Raw genomic sequence first — 25,999 nt, forward strand, 5'->3', positions numbered from 1 at the left:
TGCCGCTTACACGCGGGTCGAGTACGCATGCGCTCCGGCACCGGCCAGTCGCCCACCGTCGACAATCAGGTACTCGTCGCGGATCGGCGTACCGGCGAACCACGACTCCAGGATCTCCCGGGTGCCGGCGGCGTACCGGGTCTGGGCGGACAGGGTCGAGCCGGAGATGTGCGGGGTCATGCCGTGGTGCGGCATGGTCCGCCACGGGTGGTCGGCCGGGGCGGGCTGCGGGAACCAGACGTCGCCGGCGTACCCGGCCAACTGACCGCTCTCGAGTGCCTTCACGATGGCGTCCCGGTCGGCGATCTTCGCCCGGGCGGTGTTGATCAGGTACGTGCCGCGCTTCATCGTGCTGAGCAGTTTCTCGCCGAACAGACCCTCCGTCTCCGGGTGCAGCGGCGCGTTGATGGTGACCACGTCGCAGTGCGGGACCATGTCGGCCGCGCTCGGGTGGAAGGTGAGGTTGAGCTCGCGCTCGACCGACTCCGGCAGCCGGTGCCGGTCGGTGTAGTGCAGGTTCACGTCGAACGGCTTGAGCCGGCGCAGTACGGCGGTGCCGATCCGGCCGGCCGCGACCGTACCGACGTGCATGCCCTCGAGGTCGTACGAGCGGGCCACGCAGTCGGCGACGTTCCAGCCGCCGTCCAGCACCACCTGGTGCGACGGCAGGTAGTTGCGGACCAGCCCGAGGATCATCATCACCACGTGTTCGGCGACGCTGATGCTGTTGCTGTAGGTGACCTCGGCAACGGTCATGCCGTGCTTGATCGCCGCGTCCAGGTCGACGTGGTCGGAGCCGATGCCGGCGGTGATCGCGAGCCTGAGGTTCGGCGCCTTCGCGATCCGCTCGGGCGTCAGGTACGCCGGCCAGAACGGTTGCGAGATCACCACATCGGCGTCGGCCAGCTCCCGGTCGAGCGCCGAGTCCGGGCCCTCTTTGTCGGACGTCACGACCAGCGTGTGGCCCTGGCCCTCCAGGAACTCGCGCAGCCCGAGCTCACCGGACACACTGCCGAGCAGCTCGCCCGGCGTGAAGTCGACGGCCTTCGGCGTGGGTGCGGTCTGGCCGCCCGGGTAGCCGTTGATGGTCGGGATGCCGTCCCGTGCGTACGACGTCGGATGGCCGTCGACGGGGTCGTCGTACAGGACGCAGATGATCTTGGCCATGATGTGGAATCTCCTTGTTCGGAAGGGACTTCCACACTCGCCGTGTCACGGTCCGACGGTCAAAGACTTGCTCGCTATGTCGAGATAGCCAGAACCCATCAAGTGCACGTTGAGGAGATCCTCGAGAGCGGTGTGTACGCCGGCCTGCCGCGCGACGTCGAGGAGCGCGCGCGCCAGCACGGGCTCGGGACTGCGGGCCGCGATCACCAGTCCGACCCGCGGCCCGTGCGCAGGACTCTTCAGCGGTACGACGCGCATGCCTTCAGGCACACCGAACATGTGCAGCCAGGCGTGGGAGATCACGGTTGACCAGTGATTGCCGTGCAGGTGGCTGTAGAGACCGGAGACCGTGTCGCTCTCGATCGCGGGAGAGGCGGTGACGCCGTCGTCGGTGAAGTAGCCGTTCATGATCCGGCGGTTGCGCATGTCGGGGGAGAGCAGGCACAGCGGCAGTGCGGCCACCTGCGCCCAGGTTGCCACCGGCAACTCACCCAGCTCGGTGTGCTGCGGGGTGAGGAGCAGGTACCGCTCCTCGTACAACGGGGTCTTGCGGACCTGGCCGAGCGTGTCGTCGTCGAGGTAGGTCATCGCGACGTCGAGATCGAACTCGGCCAGCTTCTGGGTGATGTCGCGCGACGACAACGACTCGAGCGTGACCCGGGCGCTGGTGTGCCGCTCGCAGAACGGGGTGGTCAGCAGCGAGACGACCGGCATCGCGGTCGGGATCGCGCCGAGCCGGAGGGTGCCGGTCAGACCGCCGCGCATCACCGACAACTCGTGCCGGAGTGCGTCCTGTTCGGCCAGGATCCGTTGCGCCCACAGCAGCACCCGCTCGCCCTCGGGGGTGAGCCCCTCGAACCGGCGACCGCGCCGGACGATCGGTACGTCGAGCTCCTGCTCGAGCTTGCGGATCGCGGCGGACAGCGACGGCTGGGAGACGTAGCACGCGTCGGCGGCGCGGGCGAAGTGCTTCTCCCGGGCGAGGGCGACGAGGTACTCCAGCTGGCGGAGCAGCATCAGGAACCCATCGTGCGGTGGACCGCATACCAGCCGTCTGTATACATAATCCAACTGTAGTGAGGCGGGTCGGCCGCGGATAGGGCTCGGGCCTGTCGCTAGTGTCCTGTGATGTGGATCACAGGAGGCGGGGTGTCTCTCCACGCCGTAGTCGTTCGACGGATTGGCAGGGATCCCAAACTGAGGAGGGGTGTGGTGATGGAGAAGGTCACCTCGAAGGACGGCACCGAGATCGCGTACGACACCTACGGCAGCGGACCGGTGCTGGTGCTCGTGGCCGGCGGGTTCACCGACCGCGCGCGGTACGTGCCGGACGCCGAGGCGCTCGCGTCGACGTTCACCGTGGTGAACTACGACCGGCGTGGCCGTGGCGACTCCGGCGATGCACCGACGTACGCCGTAGAGCGCGAGTGGGAGGACCTCGACGCGGTGCGCTCGGCAACCGGCGCGCGGTTCGCCTGCGCGTACTCGTCGGGTTCGATGGTGCTGTTCCAGGCCGGACTGCCCTTCGAGAAGCAGGCGGTCATGGAGCCGCCGTTCCGGGTCGAGGGAGCACCGCCGGCGCCGGATCGGTACATCGAACGGCTGCAGGAGTACGTCGCGGCCGGGAACCCCGGCGGCGCGGCCGAGTTGTTCATGGTCGAGGCGGTCGGCCAGCCGAAAGAGGTCGTCGATCAGATCCGGGCGACGCCGATGTGGGCCGGGCTCGAAGCGATCGCGCACACGCTCGTGTACGACGGCCTGCAGATGCGTGACAGCGCCGTACCGACCGAGCTGTTGTCGACAATCGAACTGCCGACACTTGCGCTGTACAGCAACGACAGTCCGGCGTGGCTGCAGGACTCGGTCAAGCAGACCGCCGCAGCGCTGCCGAAGGGCACAGCGGAGGGGCACGACGGCACGTTCCACACGCTCCCGCCGGAGACGTTGGCGCGGGTGCTGACGGACTACTTCGTGACCGCGTGAGCCGACTGGCGGCGGGCGCCGGGTAAGGCGCGCTCGAGCAGCCGCTTGAGGCGGGGCGCCAGCGGCTGCTCGACCCCGTAGTGCAGGGCGGCCGCGACGCCGACCATCGCGAGCATCGTCGCGGCGACCAGGAGGACGTGGTTCACCTGGTCGCCGAGCCGCTCGAAGACGATGAATCCGATGTGCGCGTGCACCAGGTAGAGCGGGTAGGTGAGCGCTCCGAGCACGGCGAACCACGGCCGCCCGAGCCGGTGGGTCCACTTGAGCGCGACGGCCAGCATGACGGCGAAGATCACCACGATGATCGCGACGACCGCCGGACGGTGGATCTCGGTGTGGTAGCGGATGCCGACGCGGTCGCCGAATCCGATGCCGCGGTAGATCGCGTTGCCGAGCGAGACGGCGACGATCAGCAGCGTCTGCGGCGTCGGGCCGTACCGGTGGATCAGGCACAGCGCCATTCCGGCGATGAAGTAGTGCGAGAACTGGGTGTTCAGCACCAGGTCGGTTGCGTGCGGCAACAGACCGGCCTGGAACACGAAGGTCGCGGCCAGCCACACCCAGAGGAAGACCGTGACCCGGCGGCGGGTGATGCCGATCCAGGTCAGGATCAGGATCATCGCGTAGAACCGCACCTCGGCCCACAGCGTCCAGTAGACGACGTCGACGTTCTCGATGTTCGGCAGCGAGTTGAACATCGTCAGGTTGGCCAGGTACTGCGGCAGCGACACCGGGAACCGGCCCTGGCTGAGCGAGACCGACACGATCGTGGTCAGCGTGACGGCCACCCAGTACGCCGGGTAGAGCCGGACGGCCCGGGAGACGACGAAGGACCGCGGCGTGCGGTCCCAGGCGCTCAGCAGCACCACGAACCCGCTGATCGTGAAGAACAGATCGACACCGAGGTAGCCGTACCGAGCCACCACATCGGCATGGGGGAACCGCATCGGCGAGAGGCCGCCGGCGTACGCCGAGAACAGGTAGTGGTACGTCATCACCGAGACCGCTGCGAGGATCCGCAGCAGATCGATCTCGTGCAGCCGGGCCTTCGGCGAGTCCACGGTCGTCCTTCCAGGTGGTGGCGCGGGCATCACCACTAGACCTCATCGACTGCCGCCGATCGTCAGCCCATGGCCTGATCCGGCGTCCTACTTATGGATGATTGCCGTCGGCATCCGCCTCAGCCGAAGCTCACCCGGTCCAGGTAGTACGTGAGGAGGTCGGTGTCGCCCTCGAGTCGGGCGCCGTCGATGGGACGGCGCTTGTAGAGGAGGAGTAGGAGGTCGGTCAGCGGCGCGCTGATGGTGACGGCTGCCGGGAGGTCGTCGTGGTGCCAGACGATGGCGTCGCCGGTGAGGTCGACGCACCACGTCGTACCCACGTCGGTGGCCTGGAACTTGAGGGTGCGGCCCGGGCCGAGCAGTTCGCGCATCCAGGGGTGCACCTCGAAGTGCAGTGGGAGGGCGCCGAGCTCCATCCATTCGTCGATCCCGTCAGCGGTGACGTCGGCGTCCAGGACGTACGGAAGGCCGAGCGCGAGTGCGGCGTCGGCGCGGTGCATCGCGGTCTCGTGGCCCATCCGGCGCGCGGTGAAGCGGGTGGTCGGGTTGTCGATCGGCATCACGATCGGGACGTCGGGGCCGACTTCGCGCAGGGTCTTCGCCAGCTCCTGGGCACCTGAGATCACCCAGTCCCGGAGCTCGTCGACGTCCGCGGCGGTGCAGCCGGCCGGGTTGCTGTACCAGTGCGTCGGGTCGCGGAAATCGTCATCGGGTGGCGCTTCGCCGGTCGTCGCGATGACCGTCGCCTCGCGATGGGCGCCGCCGACGTGCCGGACCAGTTGGCCGACGTTCCAGCCTGGGCACGACGCGACCGCCGTACCCAGGACCTCACCGGCGTTGCCGCTCAGGTGGCCGACGAGCAGCTCGGCCTGCTCGACGACCAGGTCGCAGTGACGCTCGAACTCCATCAGGAGGGCTCCTCGAACTAGCTCGTGTTGTCACCCCCTGGTCGGAAGCGGTCGCGGCCCTTTGACATCAGCTCGGCAGCCGCATCGGCATCAGGATGTACGCCGAATCGCCGGTCGGAACCTGATCGGGAGCTCGCAGACCGGTCAGGTTCGCAGGCTTCATCGGCTGGGTGAAGGCGAAGTGCGCGATCGGCATCCCCAGTGAGGCGAGCGCATCGAGGAGGTACCCCGCGTTGAACCCGGTGGACACCGGATCGCCAGTGACTGTTGCCTCCACCGACTCCGACGCCTGTGCCTCCTCGCCACTCCCGGCGTCGAGAGTCGCCGTACCGTCCGCGAAGTTGATCCGCACCGGGGTGGTCCGCTCGGCCACCAGCGCGACTCGCTTCACGGCCTCGACCAGCGCGGCTGTGTCCACTTGGACGGTGGTGGTGATCGCGGACTCGGCCGGGATCAGGCTGCGGACCTTCGGGAAGTCGCCGTCGATCAGCCGGCCCGTCGCCCGCCGGCCGCCACCCTCGAACCCGATCAACCCGTCCCCTGTGCGGGTTGAACCGAGCGCGAGAGTGAGATCGTGGCCCGCCATCGCCTTGGCCACGTCGTGGAGCATCCGCGCCGGCACCAGCGCGTTCGCCTCCACGGTCGGGTCGGCCGGCTCCCACTCGATGACGCGGAGCGCCAGCCGGTACCGGTCGGTGGCCAGCAACGAGATGGTCGAACCGCGGAGCTCCACCCGGATGCCGGTGAACACCGGCAGCGTGTCGTCACGGCCGGATGCGCTCACCACCTGGGCGACGGCGCGGGCGAAAGCATCCCCATTGACGACGCCGCTCGCCCCGGGCAGCTCGGGCAGCTCCGGGTACTCGTTGAGAGGGAGGGTCTGCAGCGCGAAGCGCGAACTCCCGCTGACCACCTGGACCCGGGACGCGTCGCCGCTCAGATCCACCGAGTCCCTCGGCATGCTGCGGCAGATGTCGGACAGCAGCCGACCCGACACCAGGACCCGCCCGCCGTCCGCCACCTCTGCAGGCACACTCACCTGCGCGGAGCTCTCGTAGTCGAACCCGGACAGCGTCACCTGACCGTCCGTCGCGTCCACCACCATCCCGGCCAGGATCGGCACACTGGGCCGACTCGGCAGCCCCTTCGCCACCCATCCGACCGCCTCGGCCAGTACCTCACGAGCAACCCGAACCTTCACACCCATTCCTCCCCACGTCGAAGTACGACTCAATCACCCGGCACCGACAGTTCCTGCGACCCTCGACTTACTCTGTACGCTTACGATGTAAGTGTCACGGTCGGCGAGAGGATCGGAATGGCGGTACGGCGCGAGCCACTGAACCGGGAGCGGGTCCTGCGGGCCGCGATCACGCTGGCCGACAAGGAGGGCCTGGACGCGCTGACCATGCGCCGGCTCGGCCAGGAGGTCGGCGTGGAGGCGATGTCGCTCTACAACCACGTGAAGAACAAGGACGACATCCTCGACGGCATCGTCGACCTTGTGCTGACCGACATCGACGTACCGCCCGCCGGGACGCACTGGAAGAAGGCGATGCGGCGGCGGTCGATCTCTGCGCACGAGGTGCTGATCGCCCATCCGTGGGCGGCGATGCAGATCATGTCCCGGTACAGCATCGGTCTGGGCATGAGGCGCTACCTGGACGCGACGCTCGGGCGGCTCCGCGAGGGCGGCTTCACGATCGAGGGTGCGCTGGATGCGTGGCACACGCTGGACAGTCACCTCTACGGGTTCACCTTGCAGCAGCTCAACCTGCCGTTCGCCGCGGACGAGGCGTCGCGGGTGTCGGCCGACGTACTCCCGGGACTGTCCGCCGAGGAGTTCCCGCATGTCGTGGAGGTGATCGGTCACGTGATGCGGTCCGGGCGGGTGGAGGACTTCGAGTACGGGCTGGACCTGATCCTGGACGGTCTGGAGGCCGGCCTCAACGGAAGCTGATCGCTTCGAGCCGGTTCGCCTGGTCGCGATCGAGGACGACGGCGGATGCCGCGCCGGGGATGACTTCGGTGGGGTCGGCGACTGCCTGATCGAGGAGCTGCGGCCACCGACGGCAGTGCGTGGCCATGCTGCCCTTGCGTACGACGCGTCCGCGCGCCTGCTGCCCGTCGCGGGCGAGGTCATCGGGTACGTCGAGCAGGAGCAGGTGCACTGTCCTCCCGGTCTGACGTGCCCTCCAGCCGATGAGGCGTCGTACCCACGGACGGGTCGCGCAGTCGTGCACGACCAGGGGACCGGTGCGCATCGCGTTGAGCACGATCGCGTAGTAGGTGAGATGGAGGAGCGGCCGCCACCAGGGATAGGGGAGGACGCCGAAGACCGGCATCCAGCGATCGCGGAGGCGGCCCGAGTCGTACACGCGGTCAGTGTGTTCGGGGAACAGCCGGTCGAGGAGTGTGCTCTTGCCGGCTCCCGGAATGCCGGCGAGCACGACCACGGAGTCGCTCGGGTACGTCAGCGCCTCGGCCGTCATCGTGTCGGCGGTACCTGTCATGCTGTCGTCCCTTCGCCCGGCGGACTTTCGTCCGTCAACGGAGGTGAGACGGGCAGCGTTCCGCGATCGGCCCGTGATTGCACTGAGAACTTGATAGGAAGTTCCTGAGAGGAGCTAGCGCATGGACTGGTCCGCCTGGCATGACGAGTACGACGACCCGGGGTCGGTGCTGTCCCAGCGGTTGAAGGTCGTGCAGACACAGCTCCGGTCCGCTTTGGAGGACTGCGCTGCCGGACCGCTGCGAATCGTCAGCCTGTGCGCCGGCCAAGGCCGCGACGTACTCGAGGTCCTGGCCGACCATCCACGCCGCGGCGACGTCCATGCCCGACTGGTCGAGCTCGACCCGGAGATCGCCGCCGGCACCGCCTCGACCGCCCGCGCCCTCGGACTCGATCAAGTGGAGGTCCGGGCCGGCGACGCCGCCCTCATTGATCAGTACGCCGGTATGGTCCCCGCGGACATCGTGCTGGCCTGCGGAATCTTCGGCAACATCAGCGACGAAGACATCCAGCGCACGATCGCCGCCCTGCCTCAGCTGTGTCGCTCTGGTGCTCCCGTGATCTGGACCCGCCACCGCGACGACCCCGACCTGGTGCCGCAGATCTGCTCGTGGTTCGAGTCCCGCGATTTCGAACACGTCTACCTGTCCGACCCAGCAGTCGGATTCGGGGTAGGTGTCCACCGCTACACCGGCACCCCAGAGCCCCTCGTCTCCGGCACCCACCTCTTCACGTTCCGCCGCCACCAGCCATGACGACCCGCCGAGACTTCCGTGGAGCCGACGAGGGGCGTAGTACTCGTGCACCTCGCGATGGGTATTTCGGCTTCGGTCACTGCGCCGAGGATGGGGGCACGATGCCGCGGGTCATCGGACGAGTCGGTCGACTGACCGCGCCACGGCGTACCGTGCGGATGGCCAGTGCCCAGGCGGCCATCATCGGAATCGTGCCGGCCCCAGCGGACAGCACACTGCCCAATGCGAGGTCCAGTGGCAGCCAGCCAATCAGCAGCACCGGGACCAGCCAGGGCCGGAAACCGTCGCGAAGCAATGCGATACCGAGCAGCAGTGAACCGACCACCGCGAGCAGGAATCCGGGCATGCCCGCCACGACGTAGGCGATGTCCAGCCTGATCCAGAAGAACCCGAACAGGCCGAGAGCCATCAGGGACAGGCCGGGTAGCGTCAGCCGCCAGCCCAAGCGCTCGAGGCGTCCCGGACGCCGGCTGTTTCGGACCAGCACCGCACTGACGATGGTGGCGGCGATGAGGACCGGCCATCCCTTGCCGTACGTGCGGTAGACCGTGTCGGCGTCCGCCCAGTCGAGCAGCGGCCGCAATGCGCCGGCGGTGGGCTCGGCCCAGGTCCGGACGACGCCGCTGTCCAGGTCTTCCTGCCCGTCTGGTGTCGCGAACCGTGCCAGCGCGTGCAGCGGTGCCAGCACGGCCGCGATGCCCACCGGCACCCAAGTCATCTTCCTGATCAGGCGATGTTCGTGGTCCATCTCTGCCTCCCCGGTTCGGATCGTCGCGTCGACCGTAGGTCCGGTGCGGCGTCCTCGGCGTCGGCTCCGGGATTGGCCTGTTCTCCAACCTGGGTTTGACCCGCCGAGCGGCAGGCGGATCTAGCATCGAAGCGTGGGGTGGGGACTTCCGCCGTCGCTGCGCGAGGCCGCAGTGCCGGTCACACTGGGCGTCGTCGCCACCGCCGAGCTCTTGGCTCTCGATCTTCCGGGTACGGGCGCGGCGCTGGTCATCGACTGGATCGCCTGTGCGCTGCTGGTGCTGCGTCGGCGGTTTCCTCTGGTCGCCTGCACGCTCGCGGGCCTCGTGCTCATCACCCCGGTGGTCGGTAGCGTCGACGATGCGGCCGCGCCCATCTTCATCCTCGCGCTGGCGACCTTCACGGTGGCCCGGAGGCTCCGTGGGCTGCGGGCGCTGATGCCGATCGTGCTGTTTCTCGCGGCTCTGTTCTGGGGCTACCTCCGGCTCGATCGACCGCTGGATGTCTCCGACCTGGTGTTCGTCTCGGCCATCGTGCTGCCGCCGTACGCGTTCGGTCTGCTGATGCGGTCCCTGGACGAACGGAACGTGAGGCTGGCCGAGCAGGCCGAGCTGCTCGTCCAGCACCAGGAGATGGTCCGGCGGGAGGCGATCGCGGCCGAGCGGACGCGGATCGCGCGCGAGCTGCACGACGTCATCGCCCACTCGGTCAGTGCGATGGTGGTTCAGGCCGCTGCTGCTCGCGACCTGGTACGGCGGGATGCCGACGGCGCGGAGGCGGCGATCGACGAGGTGACGACCGCGGGGCGCGAGGCGCTCGGCGAGACAGGCAGGTTGTTGCGGCTGATTCGCGACACCGACGACGAGCTCGGGCTCGCGCCGGAGCTGGGACTCGACCGTCTGCACGACCTGGTGGACCGGTTCCGGCGCAGCGGCCTGCAGGTCGATCTCACCGTCGAAGGGCGGCTGGACGCGTTGCCGTCCGGCGTCGGTATCTCGGGCTACCGGATCGTGCAGGAGGCGCTGACCAACGCCCTCCGGTATGCGACCGACCACATGGCGTCGGTCCGGGTCACCCGTTCGCCGACGGCACTGCTGATCGGCATCGAGAACCGCGCCTCCGGTGTGTCGGACAGCGCCGGCGGGCTCGGACTCCTCGGTATGGCCGAACGCATCGCCGTGTTCGGCGGCCGGCTCACGCACGGTCTGACGGACGACGGACGCTTCGTGCTCACTGCGAGCCTGCCGCTTGTGCCGGAGGCCGGATGATCAGCGTCGTGATCGCCGATGACCAGGACCTGGTGCGGTCCGGGCTGGCGCTGGTACTGCAGGCCCGCGGCCTCGCCGTGCTGGCGGAGGTCGCTGATGGCAGGCATGCGATCGACGCCGTACGGCGTACCGATGCCGACGTCGTTCTGATGGACATTCGGATGCCCGTACTCGACGGCATCGGCGCCACCCGCGAACTCACCCGGCTCGGCTGCCGGACCAAGATCCTGATCTTGACCACGTACGACCTGGACGAATACGTCTACGACGCGCTCCGGGCCGGTGCCGCCGGGTTCCTGCTGAAGGCGACGCCGCCCGATGTGCTGGCCGCCGGCATCCGCACAGTGGCCGCCGGCGACGCGCTGCTCGCGCCAGGTATTACCAGGCGGCTGATCGAGGAGCACATCAGCAGACCGCCGCCTGTGCGGGGGGTGCCGGCGGCGCTGGTGGCGCTGACACCGCGGGAGGTTCACGTGCTCACGGAGATCGCACGCGGCAGGTCGAACGGCGAGATCGCCACTGCCCTGGTCGTCAGCGAGGCGACGGTGAAGACGCACGTGAACCACATCCTGGCCAAGCTCGACCTCCGCGGCCGGGTGCAGGCCGTCGTCCTCGCCTACGAGACGGGGCTGATCAGCCCGGGCCGCTGACAGCCCGGGTCGGGTCTGGCGATCGGGTGTCGTGCACGCGCGTCGGCTGCTAATGTGAACGAAACGGTTTCGTTCACTTTGGGGTGTGATGTGGCGGGTGAGGACGGGCGCCGGGGGCGGGGTGAGGTGCGGGAGGAGGCGATCCTCGGGGCGACGTTGGGGTTGCTGGCCGAGATCGGGTACGACCGGATGAGCATGGATGCGATCGCACTGCGCGCCCGTGCGAGCAAGGCCACCATCTATCGCCGCTGGTCGGGGAAGGCCGAACTGGTCGCGACCGCGGTCGAGAGGCATACCGGGCAGCGGATGGCCGAGCGGCCCGATCCGGGGAATGTCCGCGCGGATCTGCTCGGCACGCTGCGGGCGATGCGCGATGGACTGACCGAGCAGGACTCCGGACTGTTGCTCGGTCTGCTGACGGCGATGCATCACGACGAGGAACTGGCGCGAACGGTACGAGCGCGGATGGTCGACGACAAACGGCAGGCCTTCGACCCCGCCATCGATCGCGCGATCGCCAGGGGTGAGTTGCCGGCCGCGATCAACCGCGCGCTGCTCGCGGAGCTCAGTTCGGCGATGCTGTTCTCGCGTGCGTTCGTCACCGGTGAGCCGCTGGATGACACGTTCCTGACCGGGCTCGTCGACGACGTACTGCTCCCACTCCTTCGCCACCAGGCGGGTGACGTCTGATGCTGACGACGGTCCTCCTCGCACTCGTGGCCGGCTTCTTCGTCGGGAACGGGCTTCCCTACTACATGCTCGGCAGTACCGGGAACACCAACCCGACGCCGTTCGGGCAGTCCGCAGCGGTGAACGTCGTGGTGGGTTGGGTGGCGTTCGTGATCGCAGCGATCTGCTGGCGATACGCCCACGTGTCCGGACACCCACTGGCCGGCTACGCCGCCGCGGCCGTCGGCCTGCTGGCCGTCGGCCTCATCCACGCGGAACTGGCACAACAACCCATGGCGCGACCGCAACCTGTTCCACCGCAGGAACACGAGTTGATGCTCACCACCATCCGACTTCGCTTACCAGAGGGTTGCTCCTACTGTCGCCATTCGCGGGACAGGAGGCCGTAGAGCACGAGGTCGCGTCGTTCGTTGGGGAAGACCGCGGCCTCGCGCAGTACGCCTTCCTGGGTGAAGCCCATGCGTTCGGCCACGTTCCGGCTGCGGGTGTTGTCGACGGTGGTGCACAGCCCGACTCGATGCAGGCCGACCGGCCCGAAGGCGTGATCGAGTACGGCGGTGACGGTCCGGCTGACCAGTCCACGGCCGACGAAGTCCGTGTCGAGCCAGTAGCCGATCTCGGCCGACCGCGCCTGACGGTTGATCTCGAGTTGGGCCCAGCCGACCAGGCGCCATCCCTTGTCGGCCTTCACCGCGATGGACAGCGGCAACAACGATCCGTCCAGCCACCCGCGCCCAGCCTCCTCGAGGTTGGCGCGGGTCTCGTCGAGCACCGGTGGTTCCTGGTACGCGTCCCCGAACCACTGCGCCAGACGTCGATAGTTGGCCTCGACCAGAGCGAAATGCGCCTCCGCGATCGCGGCCGTGCGTGGGATCAGTACGGCGTCGTCGCCTAGCGGCCAGGTGAATTCCGCAGCGGTAACAGTGGACACAGCTGCTCCGATCGCAGGGTTTGGTGGGGTGCCCGGCAGGATGCGAATCGGCGATCATGCTCGCACATGTGGGCCGGTTGTTGGGGTTACGCTGCTGCGGTGCTGGTGGGGCGGGCGGATGAGTGGGCTTCGGTGGAGCGGGTGCTTGCCGAGGCCGGTGACGGCCGGTGTGGGTCGTTGGTGGTGCGGGGTGAGGCCGGGATCGGCAAGACCGCGTTGCTCGACCATGCGGCGGCTGCTGCTGACGGCATGCGAGTACTGCGGGTTGTCGGCATCGAGTCCGAGGCCGAGCTTCCGTTCGCCGGTCTCCAATTGATGCTCGCTCGTTTCGCCGATCGCTTCGACGCGTTGCCCGGTCGCCAGGGTCAGGCACTGCGGACCGCGTTCGGCGCGAGCACCTTGCCGGGTGGGCCGCCGGCCGTCGGAGCGGCAGTGTTGACGTTGCTCTCCGACCTGGCCGAGGAGCAGCCACTGCTGTGCCTGGTCGACGATGCGCACTGGTTCGACCGGTCCTCGATCGACGCGCTGCTGTTCGCCGTACGGCGCCTGCACACCGACCCGGTCGCGATGATCTTTGCCGCGCGGGACGGTGACCGACCGTTCCCCGCCGCAGGGCTGGACAGCATCGCCCTCCAGCGACTGGATCAGCCGGACTCGACTCGGCTGCTGGCCAGTGTTCGTACGCTGCCGCGGGAGGCGGCCGAGCGCGTACTCGCGGAATCCGACGGGAACCCGCTGGCCATCCTGGAGTTGGCGGCGAGCGATCGCGCAGACCGTCCGTCCGCGCCGGTCACCCCGCTGCCGGCCAGTGGACGCTTGGAGGAGCACTTCCGTCTGCAGGTTCGCGCACTGCCGGAGAACGCGCAGCGAGCGTTGTTGCTTGCAGCCGCCGACCACACCTCAGAGCTCCAAGCGTTCTCGGCCGCCGCGGCGTCTCTGGGTCTGGCCGCCGCGGATCTCGAGCCGGCCGAGCAGGAGCGACTCGTCCGGGTGACCTCCGACTCCGTCGAGTTCCGGCACCCGTTGATCCGCTCGGCGGTCTACCAGGACGCGCCGTTCGCGCAGCGAGTGGCCGCGCACGAAGCGCTGGCCGCGTCGTTCTCGGACCCACGTCATGCCGACCGGCGCGCCTGGCATCTCGCCGCCGCGGCCGGTGGCACCGACGACCTGGCCGCGGCGGAACTCGAACGGGCGGCGCTCCGCGCGGTGGGGCGTGGTGGGCCGGCGTCGGCCGCGCGAGCGCTCGAACGGGCCGCACAGCTCAGCAACGACCGCGCCGACCGAGCCAGGCGTCTTGTCGGAGCCGCCCGAGCGACGTACGACGCGGGCGGGCTCGATCATGCGGCCGAGTTGGCCGCGGCCGGCGGCACGCTGACCAGACAACCCAGCGAACAGGCCGAAGCCGCTTGGATTCGAGCCCAGGTGGCGTACGAGCGCGTCTCTCCCGCTGAGGCGAGTGCGCTGTCTCTCGCCGCCGCCGTACCGATCGTGTCGACCGACCCGGACCGTGCCGTCTCCATCCTTGCCGAAGCGACGTGGTGTGCGCGCGATGCGGCCGATCCCGCCCTGCTTGGTCGTTGCGCTGAGCAACTAAAGTCGGTTCATGGTGGCATGGCCGAGGCGTTGACCGGCTTCACTGACTTGTTGCTCGGCAACATCAAGCCCGCGGTCGCGTCGATGCGGACGCTGCTGCCCGCTGCGCTGGAGCTGGACGCCACGCTCGACCGGCTGACGGCCGGGTACATGGCCGTGCTCATCGGCGAGGACGCCCTGGCGCTCAAGCTGCTCGAGACACACGTCGTCGCGTTGCGCCTGGACGGAGCGCTCGGCTGGCTGCCCTATGCGCAGGAACCACTCGCGCTCGCGCAGTTGGTGACCGGCCGCTTCCAGGACGCGGAAGCGACGGTGACCGAAGCGATCGAGCTGGCGACCGATCTCGGTCAGGATCTACAGGTCGTCGTACTGACCTCGATCTCGGCCTGGCTTGCCGCAGTTCGCGGTGACGCCTCGGCCGGCGCGCAGGCAGACCTGGTGCTCGGCGACACCAGGCAGCATCGGATGTCGGCAGCCCTGGTGACCTGGGCTCTTGCGTTGGTCGATCTCATGGCTGGTCACCCCGCTGACGCCCTCGACCGGCTGGAGCGAGTCTGTGACGGCCCATCCGGACGGGACGTGGCCGTGCGTGCGATCCCCGATCATGTCGAGGCCGCCGTACGGGCAGGTGAGGACGATCGTGCGCAGCGGTACCTCCCGGCGCTGATCGAGTGGGCGACAGAATCGGGCAACCCCGCGGCACAAGCGCTCGTACTGCGGTGCGAGGCGTTACTCAGCGAGGGACACGAGGCGCAGCAGGCGTTCGAGGCGGCGCTCCGTCTCGACGGGTGCGGACCGTACGACCGGGCGCGCACTTGCCTCGCGTACGGCGAATGGCTGCGACGCAATCGCCGTCGTACGGCGGCCCGGGCCCAACTGATGGAGGCGCTCGGTACGTTCGAGCGGATCGCGGCGTACGGCTGGGAACGACGCGTCCGCACCGAGCTCACCGCGCTCGGCGACACCGCTCCGGAGCCGGTGGCCGGTCTCGGTGTCAGCCAGCTCACCCCGCAGGAGTTGCAGGTCGTACGCCGAGCCGCGCAGGGCATGAGCAACCGGGAGATCGCGGCTGAGTTGTTCCTCAGCCCGCGCACCGTCGGTCATCACCTGTACAAGGCCTACCCCAAGCTGGGTGTCAGCAGACGCTCGCAGCTCGCCGGACTGACGCCGTGACTCATCGGCACCGCCGTCGCGTACGCCGGCACCAGTCGTCTGACTGATTCGGAGCGAGCGGTCCTGCTCCTAACGTCAGGTCCAGGACCTGCACACCAGGGGAGGATCTGATGGCTAGGACGATCATGGGAGCGATTGTCTCCTTGGACGGCTACATGGCCGACGACAGCGACGGAGTCGGTCCGCTGTTCGACTGGCTGGGCAACGGGGATGTGAGTTGGTCGTTCGAAGGCAGCGACGACACGGTCAGCACCACCCAGGCATCGGCCGACTTCACTCGCAACCACTACAAGGGCATCGCGTGCGTCATCATCGGCCGGCGCGTCTTCGACCTCACCAACGGCTGGGACGGCGTACCGGCCGCCGGCGAGCACGTTTTCGTGGTCACGCACGAACCACCGAAGGACTGGGAGCATGCCGGTACGGCGCCGTTCACCTTCGTCGGCAGCGTCGAGGAAGGCATCAAGGCGGGGCGGGAGTACGCCGGTGACGACCGCATCGTCGACGTCGCCGCCGGCCAGATCGGTGGACAGGCTTTGCGGCTCGGCCTGATCGACCAGGTCGTCGTGAACCTCGTCCCCGTGGTGTTCGGTTCGGGCCGCCCATTCTGGGCGACCGGTCCGCTGTCCGAGCCGCTCATGCTCGACAACCCGTCGCAGATCGTCCAAGGCGACCGAGTCACACACCTCGTGTACGACGTACCGAAGCGCTGAAGCCCAGGCTGGACTCCTACCGCGAAGCTCTCGTCCAACTGACGATCAGCCGGCGAGCCTGCGCTTCAACCGCGTTGACACAGGTAACACGGTGCGTGTCATCCTCCTTGGCCGGCGGTGGCGATGAGGGACAAGAGTGCCACCGCGAGCATCAAGCCTGCGACGACGTACGCAACGACGGTCGCCGAGATCGCCAGGGCGCGGCCGCTGGTCTGGCCGTGGACCTCGCGGAGTCCAGTACGTGCTGAGCGCACCGCCGCAGCGCTGACCAGCGCTGCGGGCACAACCGAGAGGAAGAGGCCGGCCGCGTCGAACGACGGGTCCGAGTACGCCAGCGCGTACATCGCATCGGACGCAGCCCAGAGCACCAGCGGTGTCACCAGAGCTAGCAAGATGGCCGCCAGCGCTGCCCGCGACCACCGCGGTCGCCCATCGCCTGTCGACGTATGCACCGACAGGCGACCAAGGAGGTGGCCCACCGCGAACCACGCCGCCACACCAAAGGCGAGCAACGCGACGAACGACCACAGAGCTGGGTAGTTCCTTCCGTACGAATCCGAAGCCGGAGTCGTCTCCAGTCCAGGCTTGAAGTTCGGCTGCGCCTGAACGGGATCGTCCACGTCGAAGGCCTGCAACTCGGGCGCCGCGCCGACCACCTGCCCGCCTACCTCCAGTTCGATGAGCGTGTTGGCCGGCCGCTGACCCTCGAGCGGCAGCGCTGCGAGACCGTCCCGGATCGGGACGTCGACCATGACTGGCGCACCCCCGCGGCCTACGCCGGACTTGATCGCCACTCTGGTGACGTCCGGAGCGGGCACAACCAGGGCGATCGCGGCGACCGCGTTGTCGATCCCGAGCGAGATCGACGACGCGTTCGTCGGCTTGCCAAGATCAACTAGGCGCAGTGCCCCGACCGGTGTTCCGGCCCGGCCATAGAGAGCGACATCCGATCCGCCGTCGGCCGGTGTCTCGGCCACGAGCAGTGTCAGACCTTCGACCTGGGTAGCTAGCAGCCATCTGCCGAATGCGCGTCCTTCCGCCTCCAGCCTTTCCCTTGCGGCGTCCAACAGCGCGCGGTCACCAGTGAGGTTGCCGCGCAGCGGCCAAGCACCGACCGGGGGTGCGGCCTCGTCCTGCTGACTGTCGTCCGCGCGCGTGCAGGCTCCGCCGAGCAGCACCATGACCCCGCTGGCGATCGCTACCAGCCCGCGAACCGGCCACCTCGTCCCACCCCGCGCCACGATGCCCTCCCAGCACGGATGACGGCCCAGGCGCCGCCTACCGCCAGTAAAGGACGCAGGGCCCCGCCTGTACAGGTGCGGGCTGCTCAGACGGGCTGGTGGTGTGACTGATTGCGGGCGATCGATCGGGCCACGATGGCGGCATCCTCGCCGACGCCGAACAGCACCGAGGACTTCCGCTTGCGCAGATAGTGGACGCCGCAGAAGTACAGGCCCGGGACCACCGTGCTCGCACCGTCGTCGGTGAGCGGGAAGCCCGTGGCGTCGAACGCGGAGAACCGCACCCAGCGGGCGTAGTCGGGGCGGAATCCGGAGGTGAGGATCACCGCGCCGAACCCGTTGACGTCCAGCTCCAGCGGCGGATCGGCGTGAAATGGCGGAGGATCGGGCAACTCGGGTGCCGTGATCCCCTTGGTGGGCAGTTGCTCGGTGAGCAGCTTGCGAACGTCGGCGTACCGCGCATCGCCGAAGGCGACCGAGTCGGCCAGGTCAGCGGCGAAGTACGCCCGATGGTCCTCGACCCCGGCCAGGTGGCCCAGGAGGTGCACACCCATCGCCTGCAAGGTGCGGTAGTGCAGGTCATGGCCGCCTCGTCGGCCGGTCACCAGCAGGTTGGAGCCCAGCCGAGCCTGCGGTGAGGGCAGGGCGCTGAGCGGGGTGTCGAAGAATGTGGTTTCGTTCAGCCAGCTGACGATGTCGCGGCCGCCGGTACGCCGCGGCAGCCACGGCGCCCGTCCGCAGGCCAGGAACACCTCGCGGCCCGCTTCGTGCAACTCCTCGGAGAGCTGGCAGCCGGTCAGACCGCTTCCTACGACAAGGACCTTCCCCGGCGGAAGGGTTGCGGGGTTGCGGTAATCCCGGGCCCCGACCACCATCACGTCGTTCGGGATCCCAGCCATGACCTCGGGGCGGTGTGGTCGCTGGAAGGCGCCCGTACACACGACAACCGACGCGGCCCGCAACTCGCCGGCCGAGGTGCGAAGGAGGAACTCGCCGTTGGCTCCGGGCTCGAGGCTGTCCACGCCGACACCCTCGCGAATCGGCGCACCGAAGCTCGACGCGTACCCCTCGAGGTATCGGACGATCTCGTCGCGCGGGACGAAGCCATCCGGGTCGTCGCCGGCGTAGGCGGCGCCCGGCAGACTCATGGTCCAGTTCGGCGTGACCAGGCAGAAGCTGTCCCACAGGCCACGCCAGGATTGGCCAACACGTGCTCGTTCCAGCACCACGTGATCGATCCCGAGAGCAGTCAGTTCGTAGCTCACCGCCAGTCCCGCCTGGCCTGCTCCGACCACGACCACTGGGAACTTGCTCGACACTTCGGCCATCACGCGTCACCCCCCGTACGGTCAAGAACTCGACAGTCTTGATGCTGCCACCCTGAGCACTGCACAAGAAGTGCAGTGTCTGAACCCGGCTGGGTTCAGTCGACGGTGATGACTTGCCGTGCGGCGAGCGAGTCGACGTGGCGCTTCCAGGTCGGGAGTGCCCGCGCCAGCGCGCGCGGGCCATGAACCTCGATCGCCCCGCAGCGCAAGGCGTCTCCCCACGCGAGCTCTCCGAGATCCCAGCGGGCGAACGCCATCGGATCGCTCACCACGACCACCAGATCCTCTTCTCCACCAGGGTGCTTCTCGCAGATCTCAGCGTCGCCGCGCTCGATCAGCAGCCAGCCACGGCTCCCTGGGCCTGAGACCGTGGGGTAGTCGAACCGGACCAGGACCCGGTGGCGGGGGAGGCGGCCGCGATCGAGGTGACCGTTCACCCAGCCCCACAGCACCACGCCCGGATGCGCGTGCTGTGGAGTCAGCTCCGCCCACTGCGATCCCCAGTGCTGCAGAGCCAACATGACCTCCGACAGCTCCCGGCCCGCTTGGGTCGGCTCGTACGTCGAGCCCGGACCGTCGGGCTTCGGACGGATCTCGAGTACTCCGGCGCGTTCCAGGTCCCGCAACCGCTTCGACAGCAGGCCACGGGACAACCCGGGAGCGCCGGCCGCGATCTCGTTGAAGGTCCGGCAGCCGATTAGGACGATGTTGCGCAGGATGATGAACGACCAGCGCTCGGCCAGCAGTTCGGAAGCCCGCGCGATCGGGCAGTACTGCCCGTAGGTCCTCACCCCATCCAGCCTGTCACCCCACAGCGACCCCTACCAGTGCAAATACTGAACCTCCGCCTGCTGGTGACCGCCACCTTTGTGAACCCAATCACAAATTCGTTTCCAGGGTTGATGCATTGCTGCGAGGATCTGCGCATGGCCAGCGGCGGTGCACGGCAGCGGAGGTGGCGGACGGCTGCTGTTCGCGAGTGGCTGGACAGGATGCCCGAGACGTGGATCCCGCCGGCGCACGGTGATCTGAGCAGCCCGTGGCGCTTCCTCTTCTGGCTTACTCGATCGCAGTCGCGGCGGGTCGCGGCAGGCGCGATGCTGGGCACCGTCTGGATGGTCGGCTTGGCGGTGCCACCCTGGGTGCTGTCCCGTGCGGTGGATGACGGACTTGTCGCCGGCAATACTGCCGCCCTCGTCGAGTGGGCCCTGGTCCTGCTCGTGGTCACCGTACTGAACGCGCTCTTGGGCATCGCTCGGCATCGCACGATGACCAAGATCCGGATGGACGCGTCGTTTCGCTCGGTCCGGGCAACGGTGTGGCACACGTCCCGCCTGGGTGCCTCGCTGACGCGTCGCGTGAGTGCCGGAGAGGTGGTGACGGTCGGCATCGCCGACGTGTACACGGTTGCGATGGCGCTGACCGTCACAGGTCCCGGCGTCGGCGCGGTGGTGGCGTACGCCGTCGTCGCCGTCGTATTGTTCACGATTTCGCCGTTGCTGGCCGCGGTGGTCCTCGCCGGAGTTCCGCTGCTCGCTGTCGCAGTAGGCCCGTTCCTGCAGCGCATCGAGCGCACCGGCGGCGAGTACCGCGTGCACCAGGGGCGGCTGACGACTCGCCTGGTCGATGTGCTGGCCGGGCTACGAGTGCTCAACGGCCTCGGTGGGAAGGGGGTCGTCGCCGAGCGGTACGGACAGCAGTCGCAGGGATTGGTGAATCGTGGCTACCGGGTCGCCGGTCCCTCGAGTTGGGTCGGCGCACTCTCCACCGGACTGCCGGCGCTGTTCCTGGCCGCGGTGGTGTGGCTCTCGGCGCGAATGGCTGCGACCGGAGACATCAGCATCGGAGACGTTGTCGCCGTCTACGGCTACGTCGCCGTTCTGGTCGTGCCGGTGTCGGCCTTCATCGAGGGTGGAGGTGACATCGCCCGTGCGCGGGTTGCCGGTCAACGAATCATCGATCTGCTGAACCTGCCGGTGACACGCGACAACCACCGCGACGCGGCGATCATTCCTCCTGACGGTGGCCCGTTGGCCGATCCACAGTCGGGAGTCGTGATCTATCCCGGACGGTTCACCGCGCTCGTCGCTGCCCGCCCCGCGGAGGCAGTCGGCGTGGTCGAGAGGCTCGGGCAACTGAGTACCGATCCCGAGTCAGGTGCGACCTGGGCCGACGTACGGATCGATGATGTTGCCCGCACTGAGTTCAGGCGCCGGCTGGTTGTCGCCGACAACCACGCCGAGGTGTTCGCCGGCACCGTCCGCGACATCGTTGCGGGACGTCTCGAGCCTGACGACGACCGCATCCGTGCGGCCCTGCACGCCGCCGTGGCCGAGGACGTCGTGGACGCGTTGCCCGGCGGTCTGGACGCGTCGATCGCTGCCGGCGGGAGTGACCTTTCTGGTGGCCAACGGCAACGGATTCAACTCGCCCGCGCGATCTATGCCGCACCCGAAGTCCTGCTCGCCGTCGAACCGACCTCCGCGGTCGACGCCAACACCGAAGCAGCCATGATCGACCGGCTCCGCGAAGTCAGGCGCGACTCGACCACGGTGATCACCACGACGTCGCCGCTCGTACTGGACCGTGCCGACGAAGTCATCGTCCTGGTCGATGGCCAGACGTCGTCGGTCGGGACACACGCCGAACTCCTGCGCAGTGATCGCGGCTATCGAGACCTGGTGTCCCGTGCACAGGGCGATCAGGAGGACCATGAGTAGGCAGCTGCCGATCGCAGGCACCCCCGAGGTCCGTGCAGCGGCGCTCCGCGACCTGCGCGCAGACAGGGGTGCCGTGGTCGGGATCGTCTGTGTCAACGGACTTGCCGCAGCAGCCGGGCTGGTAGGTCCGTGGCTGCTCGGCCGAATCATCGACACGATCCAAGCCGGCGGCGGTGACGTGCTCAGCCGGGTGGACCGTCTCGCCTTCGGCGCGTTGGTGTTCACGATCGTGCAGACGACCCTGACCTGGTGGGCGCTCAAGATCGGCTACCGGTTCGGCGAACGCACAGCGGCACGGGTTCGAGAACGATTCCTGAAACGCACCCTGGCGTTGCCACCACGAGTCGCAGACCATCTGCCCACCGGCGACCTGATCGCCCGCGGAAGCACCGATGCATCCGTGGTGGCCATGACCTTGCGGTACGCCGTACCCGAGGTCCTCGTTGCCCTCGTCCACGCCCTGTTCCTCGTCGTCGCCGTTGTCGTCCTGGATCCATGGCTCGGACTGTGCGGACTGGCGTGCCTGATCGGCGTTGCAGGGGCCGTGCGCTGGTATCTGCGACGCGCCAGACCGGTCTATCTGGCGGTCGCAGCGACCGGAGCAGAACTGGCCGACGTCGTCGCCAGCACCGCCAAAGGCGCCCGAACGATCGAGCTGCTCGGGCTGGAACAGCGCCGCGCAGAGGCCGCAGAGTCGGCCGTCACTCAAGCCCGGTCCGCACGTCTAGGGGCACTGTGGCTGCGAACTGTGCTGTTTCCGTGGGCAGACGTCTCACTGGCGCTTCCAGTGGTAGGAGTCCTCCTGGTCGGCGGCGTCCTGGAGGCCAACGGTCTGGTCAGCCTCGGTGTGGTGGTGACGGCGACGGTGTACCTACGCCAGCTCGTCGGCCCGCTCGACACCCTGATGCTCTGGATCGAACAACTCCAAGGCGCCGGCGCCTCCTACGCCCGCGTCGAAGGACTGGCCGACATTCCCGACGAGGAACCCAAGCCAACCTCGCACGCCGGCTCCGCCGAGGACGGCGACCGGATCCAGGTGACCAACGCTCACTACAGCTACACCGACGATCGGGACGTGCTGCACGGAATTGATCTGTCCGTGCAGCCCGGAGAACGGTTGGCCATCGTCGGCACCTCCGGAGCAGGGAAATCGACACTCGCCCGTCTCCTCGCCGGCCTCGACCGCCCGCACACCGGGTCAGTGACCATCGGCGGTACACCCGTTGCCGACCTGCCACCCGACGAGCTGCGCGAACACGTCGTACTCATCACCCAGGACCATCACGTCTTCCACGACACCGTGCGCGACAACCTGCGCATCGCCCGGCCGGAGGCGACCGACGAGGAGCTGTACGCCGCCTTGGACGCCGTCGGAGCCGCGTGGTTGGACGACCTGCCCCACGGGCTGGACACCGACCTCGGCGACACCAACCTCGACGGCGCCGGCGCTCAGCAACTCTCGCTGGCACGAGTCGTCCTCGCCGATCCGCACACCCTGATCCTGGACGAAGCCACCGCACAACTCGACCCCAGAACAGCGCGCCGCACAGAACAATCGCTGGCGGCCGTACTCCGGGGTCGTACCGTGATCGCGATCGCCCATCGCCTCCAGACCGCGCACGACGCCGACAGGATCGCCGTCATGGAAGCCGGTGAGCTCGTCGAGCTCGGCACTCACAACGAACTCGTCAGCGCCGGACGCGTCTACGGCAAACTCTGGAAGTCGTGGCACGCGGAATCCGACGGCCCGCCTGGTCTCTAGGTGGTGGTTCGCGTCCAGTCGGGTCGGTTCAGTTCCTCGGTGAGGTCGTCGAAGGCGACTCGGTCGCTGTCGGTTCCGGCGTGCGGCCTGTTGAACCAATCCGCGTACTGCGCCAGCTCCTCGAGTCGCCACTCCAGGTCGAACAGCTCGATCATTTCCCAGTTCGGAGCGGCCAGTTCGGCGTACTCGGAGCCGACCAGAGTGCCTAGGTCACGCTCCCGCGGTGCTCGGGCCAGCGATTCCCAGTCGACGAAGACGATCCCGTGGTCGGTGACCACTTGGTTGGCGGTGTGCGGTTCACCGTGCGTCGGCACCCACGGATGTTCTGCGGCCCGGCGAGCCAGCTCGTGGTAGCTGTCGGTCCAGCGCCGGATCGCGTCGATCCGCTTGGCCAGCGCGTTCCGTGCAGGTTCGGCGTACGGACCGGTCTGCCATGGGCTGCGCAGCAGGTCGGCCAATGAGTCGCCGAAGTCCTCTCCGATCCGGGGTCGCCAGGTCGGGATGCCCGCGGGCGGAGTGGTGGCGTGCAGGCGGGCGAGTGCTTCGGCGTTCTGCCGAGCCAGGCGGGCGGTGTCGATGCCGCCCGCACCCGCCGGTTCCCCGTCCAGCCATGGCACGCAGCTCAGACTGCCGCCGGCCAGGGGAGTCGTGTAGTGACCCTGGCGATTGCGGATGGATGCCGCGACGAACTCAAGCCCGCCCCTGGCCAGCTCGCCCGCCGCGGTGTAGGCAGCCTCGAGCGACGCCGCCGAATGACGTCGGCCGAGGCTGTCGAGCGTGACGAAGAGACGCGGCACCCCGGCGTACGAGACCCGCCAGTGGTGCGCGCCGAAACCGACCGGCAGATGTTCGATCGCGTCGACGTCGACCGCCCAGCCCGTTCGCACAGCATCGAGCACAGCCTCGGCCGACACGACGTCCGGCGCCTCACGCATGACAAGCACATCCGATCGCAGTCATCTACATCGCGACCCTCGGACCGGGGAGCTCACGACATGTTCGTCGGCAGATCCTCACGTGGCAGAGGTGATCGATTGGGTCAGGATTCTATTCAGGTCCAGAAGCCGCATTGGTGTTCCTGGCCACGTCGGCTGAGGCGATTCTTGCAGGGGCGAGTGACTGGACGTGGTCCTTGTACTGGAATGGCTGCCACCGTGGCTGCCCCGGACCGTTCGGGTTCCCGGTGTGTGCGAACTGACATAGCGGTCGCGTCGGAGGGTGTGGCCAGCGGATGCCTTCAGGAGGCACCGGACGCGGATCGTGAGGACTCTCAGGAGACACCGACATGCCTGGGCCTCCTGGGCCGCCCCGCTCAGCTTGGCTCGCCGTCGATCCGTCCGGAGCGTCGACAACACCCGTGTCCGCGTCTCCTCCAGGATCGCTTCCTCGGTCGCTACCTCGTGGCGGCCTGTGATCGCCGCTCAGGGGCGCTCGGCGGCCGCGGCCGCGGGCCCGTGGAAGTTCCGGACCATGCCGCGGCGCGCGGCTGCCGAACGCTCGAATTGGCGACTGTCGGCTTGGCTACATGCCGGAGCGGTAGGTGTCGTCGTAGTAGCCGCCGAGCCGGGACCGGTAGTCGTCGTCGACGCCGGCGTCGGAGTCGTACTCTGGGGCGGCCTTGATCTGATCCTTGGTCCGGTCGACATAGACCTTCTCGTCGGCATGGTCGACCCGCTCGACCACACCGGCAGGCAGCAGCACCTTGCGGCCGAAGATCCACGGGCCGGTGTCGACCACCAGGCCGGAGGTCCCGGTCTTGTCGGTGGCTTCGTCCACCTTGCCGATATCGCCGTCAACGGCGGCGATCTAGTACCCGGTCAGGTCGGTGCCCTCGGTGTAGCCGGCTGTGTTTCGGTAGTTCCAGGGGTCGAATGCGTTCATCGACATAGCGGTGTGCCTTTCGTACAGGTGGGCGTTGGCCCAGCAGGGAAACCCGTGACACGCGCGCGCCAGCCCGAGACCGGCACCCGGTGTCTCGAGCAAGGTGCAGGCCCGGTACCCACCACCCGCGCGGACAAGCAAGCCACCGCGAGATCGAGTCCAAGCCCATTCGCCAACCTGCGTCCCGGAAGCTCGAGCTCGCACGTCGAGGCGAGTCAACGGCTTGCTGCGCGGAGTCTTTCGGCTGCCTTCTTCGTGATCCGGATGAAGTCGGCTTCGGAGACCGTGCTGCCGGTGGTAAGGCTCAGAACAGTGCCACCCCTCACGACATACGCGACGTAGTACCCCCACGTGATCGAGTTGTCCTCGGTCTCGAGCCGTACGGCGATACCGTCGACCAGACCGGGTATCGCGAGCCGCTTGGGCTTCCACCTGGCGGACTCAGCAGTGGCGGGGTAGTACTGCGTGAATCCCGTGCAATGCCGTACCGCTCCGTCGACCTTCTGCACGAGCTGCTCCTGCTGCGTCGGCCACGTCGTGATGTGTTCGCCGATCGATTGGCTTCCAGGTCTCAGAAAATACGTCCCGCGGACTGTCGTCACCGGACTGCCCAGATCGTCGTCAGCGCGGACGATCACCGAGCACGCCATGGGTTTATAGGTGCCCGTCGGCTCTGCACTCGGAGTCGGTTGTACAGACGCTGCACCGTCCCAGCCCGCCGGCAGATCGCGAACCAGGAGAGCGGCCGCCAGGGCCTTTGCAGGAGGCAACGGTGTGGCGGGGAGAGCCGCAGAGCTGCTCGGTGACGGTGGCTGCGGTTGCTTCGTGCCGGCGTCGGCTTGGGAACCGCAACCGGCCACCAGTAAGGCGAACGCGGCGATAGGCACCAGGGGGCGCACGAGAACTCCTTGCCGAG

25 protein-coding genes are annotated in these 25,999 nt (G+C 68.2%); 11 read left to right on the forward strand and 14 right to left on the reverse strand.

Going from position 1 to position 25,999, the window contains the following annotated elements; translation table 11 throughout:
- Positions 1-6 precede the first annotated feature (6 nt).
- On the reverse strand, positions 7-1,167 hold the full coding sequence (locus tag ACGFH6_RS30640; protein WP_393390909.1) for an NAD-dependent formate dehydrogenase: 1,161 nt from the start codon (positions 1,165-1,167) through the stop codon (positions 7-9).
- 45 nt (positions 1,168-1,212) lie between these two features.
- The gene (locus tag ACGFH6_RS30645) at positions 1,213-2,184 is read right to left on the reverse strand and encodes a LysR family transcriptional regulator (RefSeq protein WP_393390911.1); all 972 of its coding nucleotides are present in this window, start codon (positions 2,182-2,184) and stop codon (positions 1,213-1,215) included.
- Between the two features lie 198 nt (positions 2,185-2,382).
- Here ACGFH6_RS30645 and ACGFH6_RS30650 point away from each other — a divergent pair, with 198 nt between their 5' ends.
- Positions 2,383-3,150: an alpha/beta fold hydrolase gene (locus ACGFH6_RS30650; protein WP_393390913.1), complete on the forward strand. Its 768-nt coding sequence runs from the start codon at positions 2,383-2,385 to the stop codon at positions 3,148-3,150.
- Here ACGFH6_RS30650 and ACGFH6_RS30655 read toward each other — a convergent pair.
- The 3 genes from ACGFH6_RS30655 to dnaN all read right to left on the reverse strand — a co-directional run bounded on the left by ACGFH6_RS30655 (position 3,132) and on the right by dnaN (position 6,320).
- Positions 3,132-4,211, reverse strand: a complete 1,080-nt coding sequence (locus ACGFH6_RS30655; RefSeq protein ID WP_393390915.1) for an acyltransferase family protein — start codon at positions 4,209-4,211, stop codon at positions 3,132-3,134. The two genes, ACGFH6_RS30650 and ACGFH6_RS30655, sit on opposite strands and share 19 nt — an antisense overlap.
- A gap of 119 nt (positions 4,212-4,330) precedes the next feature.
- Complete coding sequence (locus ACGFH6_RS30660) at positions 4,331-5,119, reverse strand: maleylpyruvate isomerase family mycothiol-dependent enzyme (RefSeq protein ID WP_393390916.1); 789 nt, start codon at positions 5,117-5,119, stop codon at positions 4,331-4,333.
- A gap of 67 nt (positions 5,120-5,186) precedes the next feature.
- Complete coding sequence (gene dnaN, locus ACGFH6_RS30665) at positions 5,187-6,320, reverse strand: DNA polymerase III subunit beta (protein ID WP_393390918.1); 1,134 nt, start codon at positions 6,318-6,320, stop codon at positions 5,187-5,189.
- Between the two features lie 117 nt (positions 6,321-6,437).
- Between dnaN and ACGFH6_RS30670 the strand changes: the two genes are divergently transcribed.
- Positions 6,438-7,079 (forward strand): TetR/AcrR family transcriptional regulator C-terminal domain-containing protein, encoded by a 642-nt coding sequence (locus ACGFH6_RS30670; protein ID WP_393390920.1) that lies wholly within the window; start codon positions 6,438-6,440, stop codon positions 7,077-7,079.
- Here ACGFH6_RS30670 and ACGFH6_RS30675 read toward each other — a convergent pair.
- Positions 7,066-7,632 carry an AAA family ATPase gene (locus ACGFH6_RS30675; RefSeq protein WP_393390922.1) on the reverse strand — a complete coding sequence of 189 codons (567 nt, stop codon included), beginning with the start codon at positions 7,630-7,632 and terminating at the stop codon, positions 7,066-7,068. The two genes, ACGFH6_RS30670 and ACGFH6_RS30675, sit on opposite strands and share 14 nt — an antisense overlap.
- A 121-nt stretch (positions 7,633-7,753) precedes the next feature.
- Here ACGFH6_RS30675 and ACGFH6_RS30680 point away from each other — a divergent pair, with 121 nt between their 5' ends.
- Positions 7,754-8,386: a class I SAM-dependent methyltransferase family protein gene (locus ACGFH6_RS30680; protein ID WP_393390924.1), complete on the forward strand. Its 633-nt coding sequence runs from the start codon at positions 7,754-7,756 to the stop codon at positions 8,384-8,386.
- 76 nt (positions 8,387-8,462) lie between these two features.
- Here the strand turns inward: ACGFH6_RS30680 and ACGFH6_RS30685 are convergent, their stop codons facing one another.
- On the reverse strand, positions 8,463-9,134 hold the full coding sequence (locus ACGFH6_RS30685) for a hypothetical protein (RefSeq protein ID WP_393390926.1): 672 nt from the start codon (positions 9,132-9,134) through the stop codon (positions 8,463-8,465).
- Positions 9,135-9,267: 133 nt separating this feature from the next.
- Between ACGFH6_RS30685 and ACGFH6_RS30690 the strand changes: the two genes are divergently transcribed.
- The 4 genes from ACGFH6_RS30690 to ACGFH6_RS30705 are packed head-to-tail and all read left to right on the forward strand — an operon-like array spanning position 9,268 to position 12,130.
- Positions 9,268-10,401 (forward strand): sensor histidine kinase, encoded by a 1,134-nt coding sequence (locus ACGFH6_RS30690; protein ID WP_393390928.1) that lies wholly within the window; start codon positions 9,268-9,270, stop codon positions 10,399-10,401.
- Positions 10,398-11,051, forward strand: a complete 654-nt coding sequence (locus ACGFH6_RS30695) for a response regulator (RefSeq protein ID WP_393390930.1) — start codon at positions 10,398-10,400, stop codon at positions 11,049-11,051. Before ACGFH6_RS30690 ends, ACGFH6_RS30695 begins: the two co-directional genes overlap by 4 nt.
- A 54-nt stretch (positions 11,052-11,105) precedes the next feature.
- Entirely contained in the window at positions 11,106-11,741 is a 636-nt protein-coding gene (locus ACGFH6_RS30700; RefSeq protein WP_393390932.1) for a TetR/AcrR family transcriptional regulator, read from the forward strand.
- Entirely contained in the window at positions 11,741-12,130 is a 390-nt protein-coding gene (locus ACGFH6_RS30705) for a hypothetical protein (RefSeq protein ID WP_393390933.1), read from the forward strand. The genes ACGFH6_RS30700 and ACGFH6_RS30705 overlap by 1 nt, the downstream gene beginning before the upstream one ends.
- Here ACGFH6_RS30705 and ACGFH6_RS30710 read toward each other — a convergent pair.
- Complete coding sequence (locus tag ACGFH6_RS30710; RefSeq protein WP_393390935.1) at positions 12,097-12,672, reverse strand: GNAT family N-acetyltransferase; 576 nt, start codon at positions 12,670-12,672, stop codon at positions 12,097-12,099. The genes ACGFH6_RS30705 and ACGFH6_RS30710 overlap by 34 nt on opposite strands.
- Before the next feature lie 99 nt (positions 12,673-12,771).
- On the opposite strand from ACGFH6_RS30710, the gene ACGFH6_RS30715 reads away from it, so the two are divergent.
- Both ACGFH6_RS30715 and ACGFH6_RS30720 read left to right on the forward strand, forming a co-directional pair.
- Complete coding sequence (locus tag ACGFH6_RS30715) at positions 12,772-15,438, forward strand: AAA family ATPase (RefSeq protein WP_393390936.1); 2,667 nt, start codon at positions 12,772-12,774, stop codon at positions 15,436-15,438.
- A gap of 110 nt (positions 15,439-15,548) precedes the next feature.
- On the forward strand, positions 15,549-16,151 hold the full coding sequence (locus tag ACGFH6_RS30720; protein ID WP_393390937.1) for a dihydrofolate reductase family protein: 603 nt from the start codon (positions 15,549-15,551) through the stop codon (positions 16,149-16,151).
- A gap of 98 nt (positions 16,152-16,249) precedes the next feature.
- Here ACGFH6_RS30720 and ACGFH6_RS30725 read toward each other — a convergent pair whose 3' ends face one another.
- The 3 genes from ACGFH6_RS30725 to ACGFH6_RS30735 all read right to left on the reverse strand — a co-directional run bounded on the left by ACGFH6_RS30725 (position 16,250) and on the right by ACGFH6_RS30735 (position 19,511).
- A complete protein-coding gene (locus ACGFH6_RS30725) occupies positions 16,250-17,392 on the reverse strand; it encodes a hypothetical protein (RefSeq protein ID WP_393390939.1) in 1,143 nt (380 codons plus the stop codon).
- An 86-nt stretch (positions 17,393-17,478) separates the two neighbouring features.
- Positions 17,479-18,720: a flavin-containing monooxygenase gene (locus ACGFH6_RS30730; protein WP_393390940.1), complete on the reverse strand. Its 1,242-nt coding sequence runs from the start codon at positions 18,718-18,720 to the stop codon at positions 17,479-17,481.
- A 95-nt stretch (positions 18,721-18,815) separates the two neighbouring features.
- Positions 18,816-19,511, reverse strand: coding sequence for a winged helix-turn-helix transcriptional regulator (locus ACGFH6_RS30735; protein ID WP_393390942.1), 696 nt, complete (start codon positions 19,509-19,511; stop codon positions 18,816-18,818).
- A 135-nt stretch (positions 19,512-19,646) separates the two neighbouring features.
- Here ACGFH6_RS30735 and ACGFH6_RS30740 point away from each other — a divergent pair, with 135 nt between their 5' ends.
- Together ACGFH6_RS30740 and ACGFH6_RS30745 are read left to right on the forward strand one after the other, a co-directional pair.
- Positions 19,647-21,440 (forward strand): ABC transporter transmembrane domain-containing protein, encoded by a 1,794-nt coding sequence (locus ACGFH6_RS30740; protein ID WP_393390944.1) that lies wholly within the window; start codon positions 19,647-19,649, stop codon positions 21,438-21,440.
- Positions 21,433-23,202: an ABC transporter ATP-binding protein gene (locus ACGFH6_RS30745; RefSeq protein WP_393390946.1), complete on the forward strand. Its 1,770-nt coding sequence runs from the start codon at positions 21,433-21,435 to the stop codon at positions 23,200-23,202. Before ACGFH6_RS30740 ends, ACGFH6_RS30745 begins: the two co-directional genes overlap by 8 nt.
- On the opposite strand, the gene ACGFH6_RS30750 is transcribed toward ACGFH6_RS30745, so the two are convergent.
- The 3 genes from ACGFH6_RS30750 to ACGFH6_RS30760 form a co-directional block, all read right to left on the reverse strand.
- Complete coding sequence (locus ACGFH6_RS30750; protein ID WP_393390948.1) at positions 23,199-24,137, reverse strand: phosphotransferase; 939 nt, start codon at positions 24,135-24,137, stop codon at positions 23,199-23,201. The two genes, ACGFH6_RS30745 and ACGFH6_RS30750, sit on opposite strands and share 4 nt — an antisense overlap.
- A 586-nt stretch (positions 24,138-24,723) precedes the next feature.
- Positions 24,724-24,978, reverse strand: coding sequence for a hypothetical protein (locus ACGFH6_RS30755; protein ID WP_393390950.1), 255 nt, complete (start codon positions 24,976-24,978; stop codon positions 24,724-24,726).
- Positions 24,979-25,298: 320 nt separating this feature from the next.
- Positions 25,299-25,721 (reverse strand): hypothetical protein, encoded by a 423-nt coding sequence (locus ACGFH6_RS30760; RefSeq protein ID WP_393390952.1) that lies wholly within the window; start codon positions 25,719-25,721, stop codon positions 25,299-25,301.
- Positions 25,722-25,999 lie beyond the last annotated feature (278 nt).

The organism is Kribbella sp. NPDC049227 (assembly GCF_043197265.1).
GTDB lineage: Bacteria > Actinomycetota > Actinomycetes > Propionibacteriales > Kribbellaceae > Kribbella.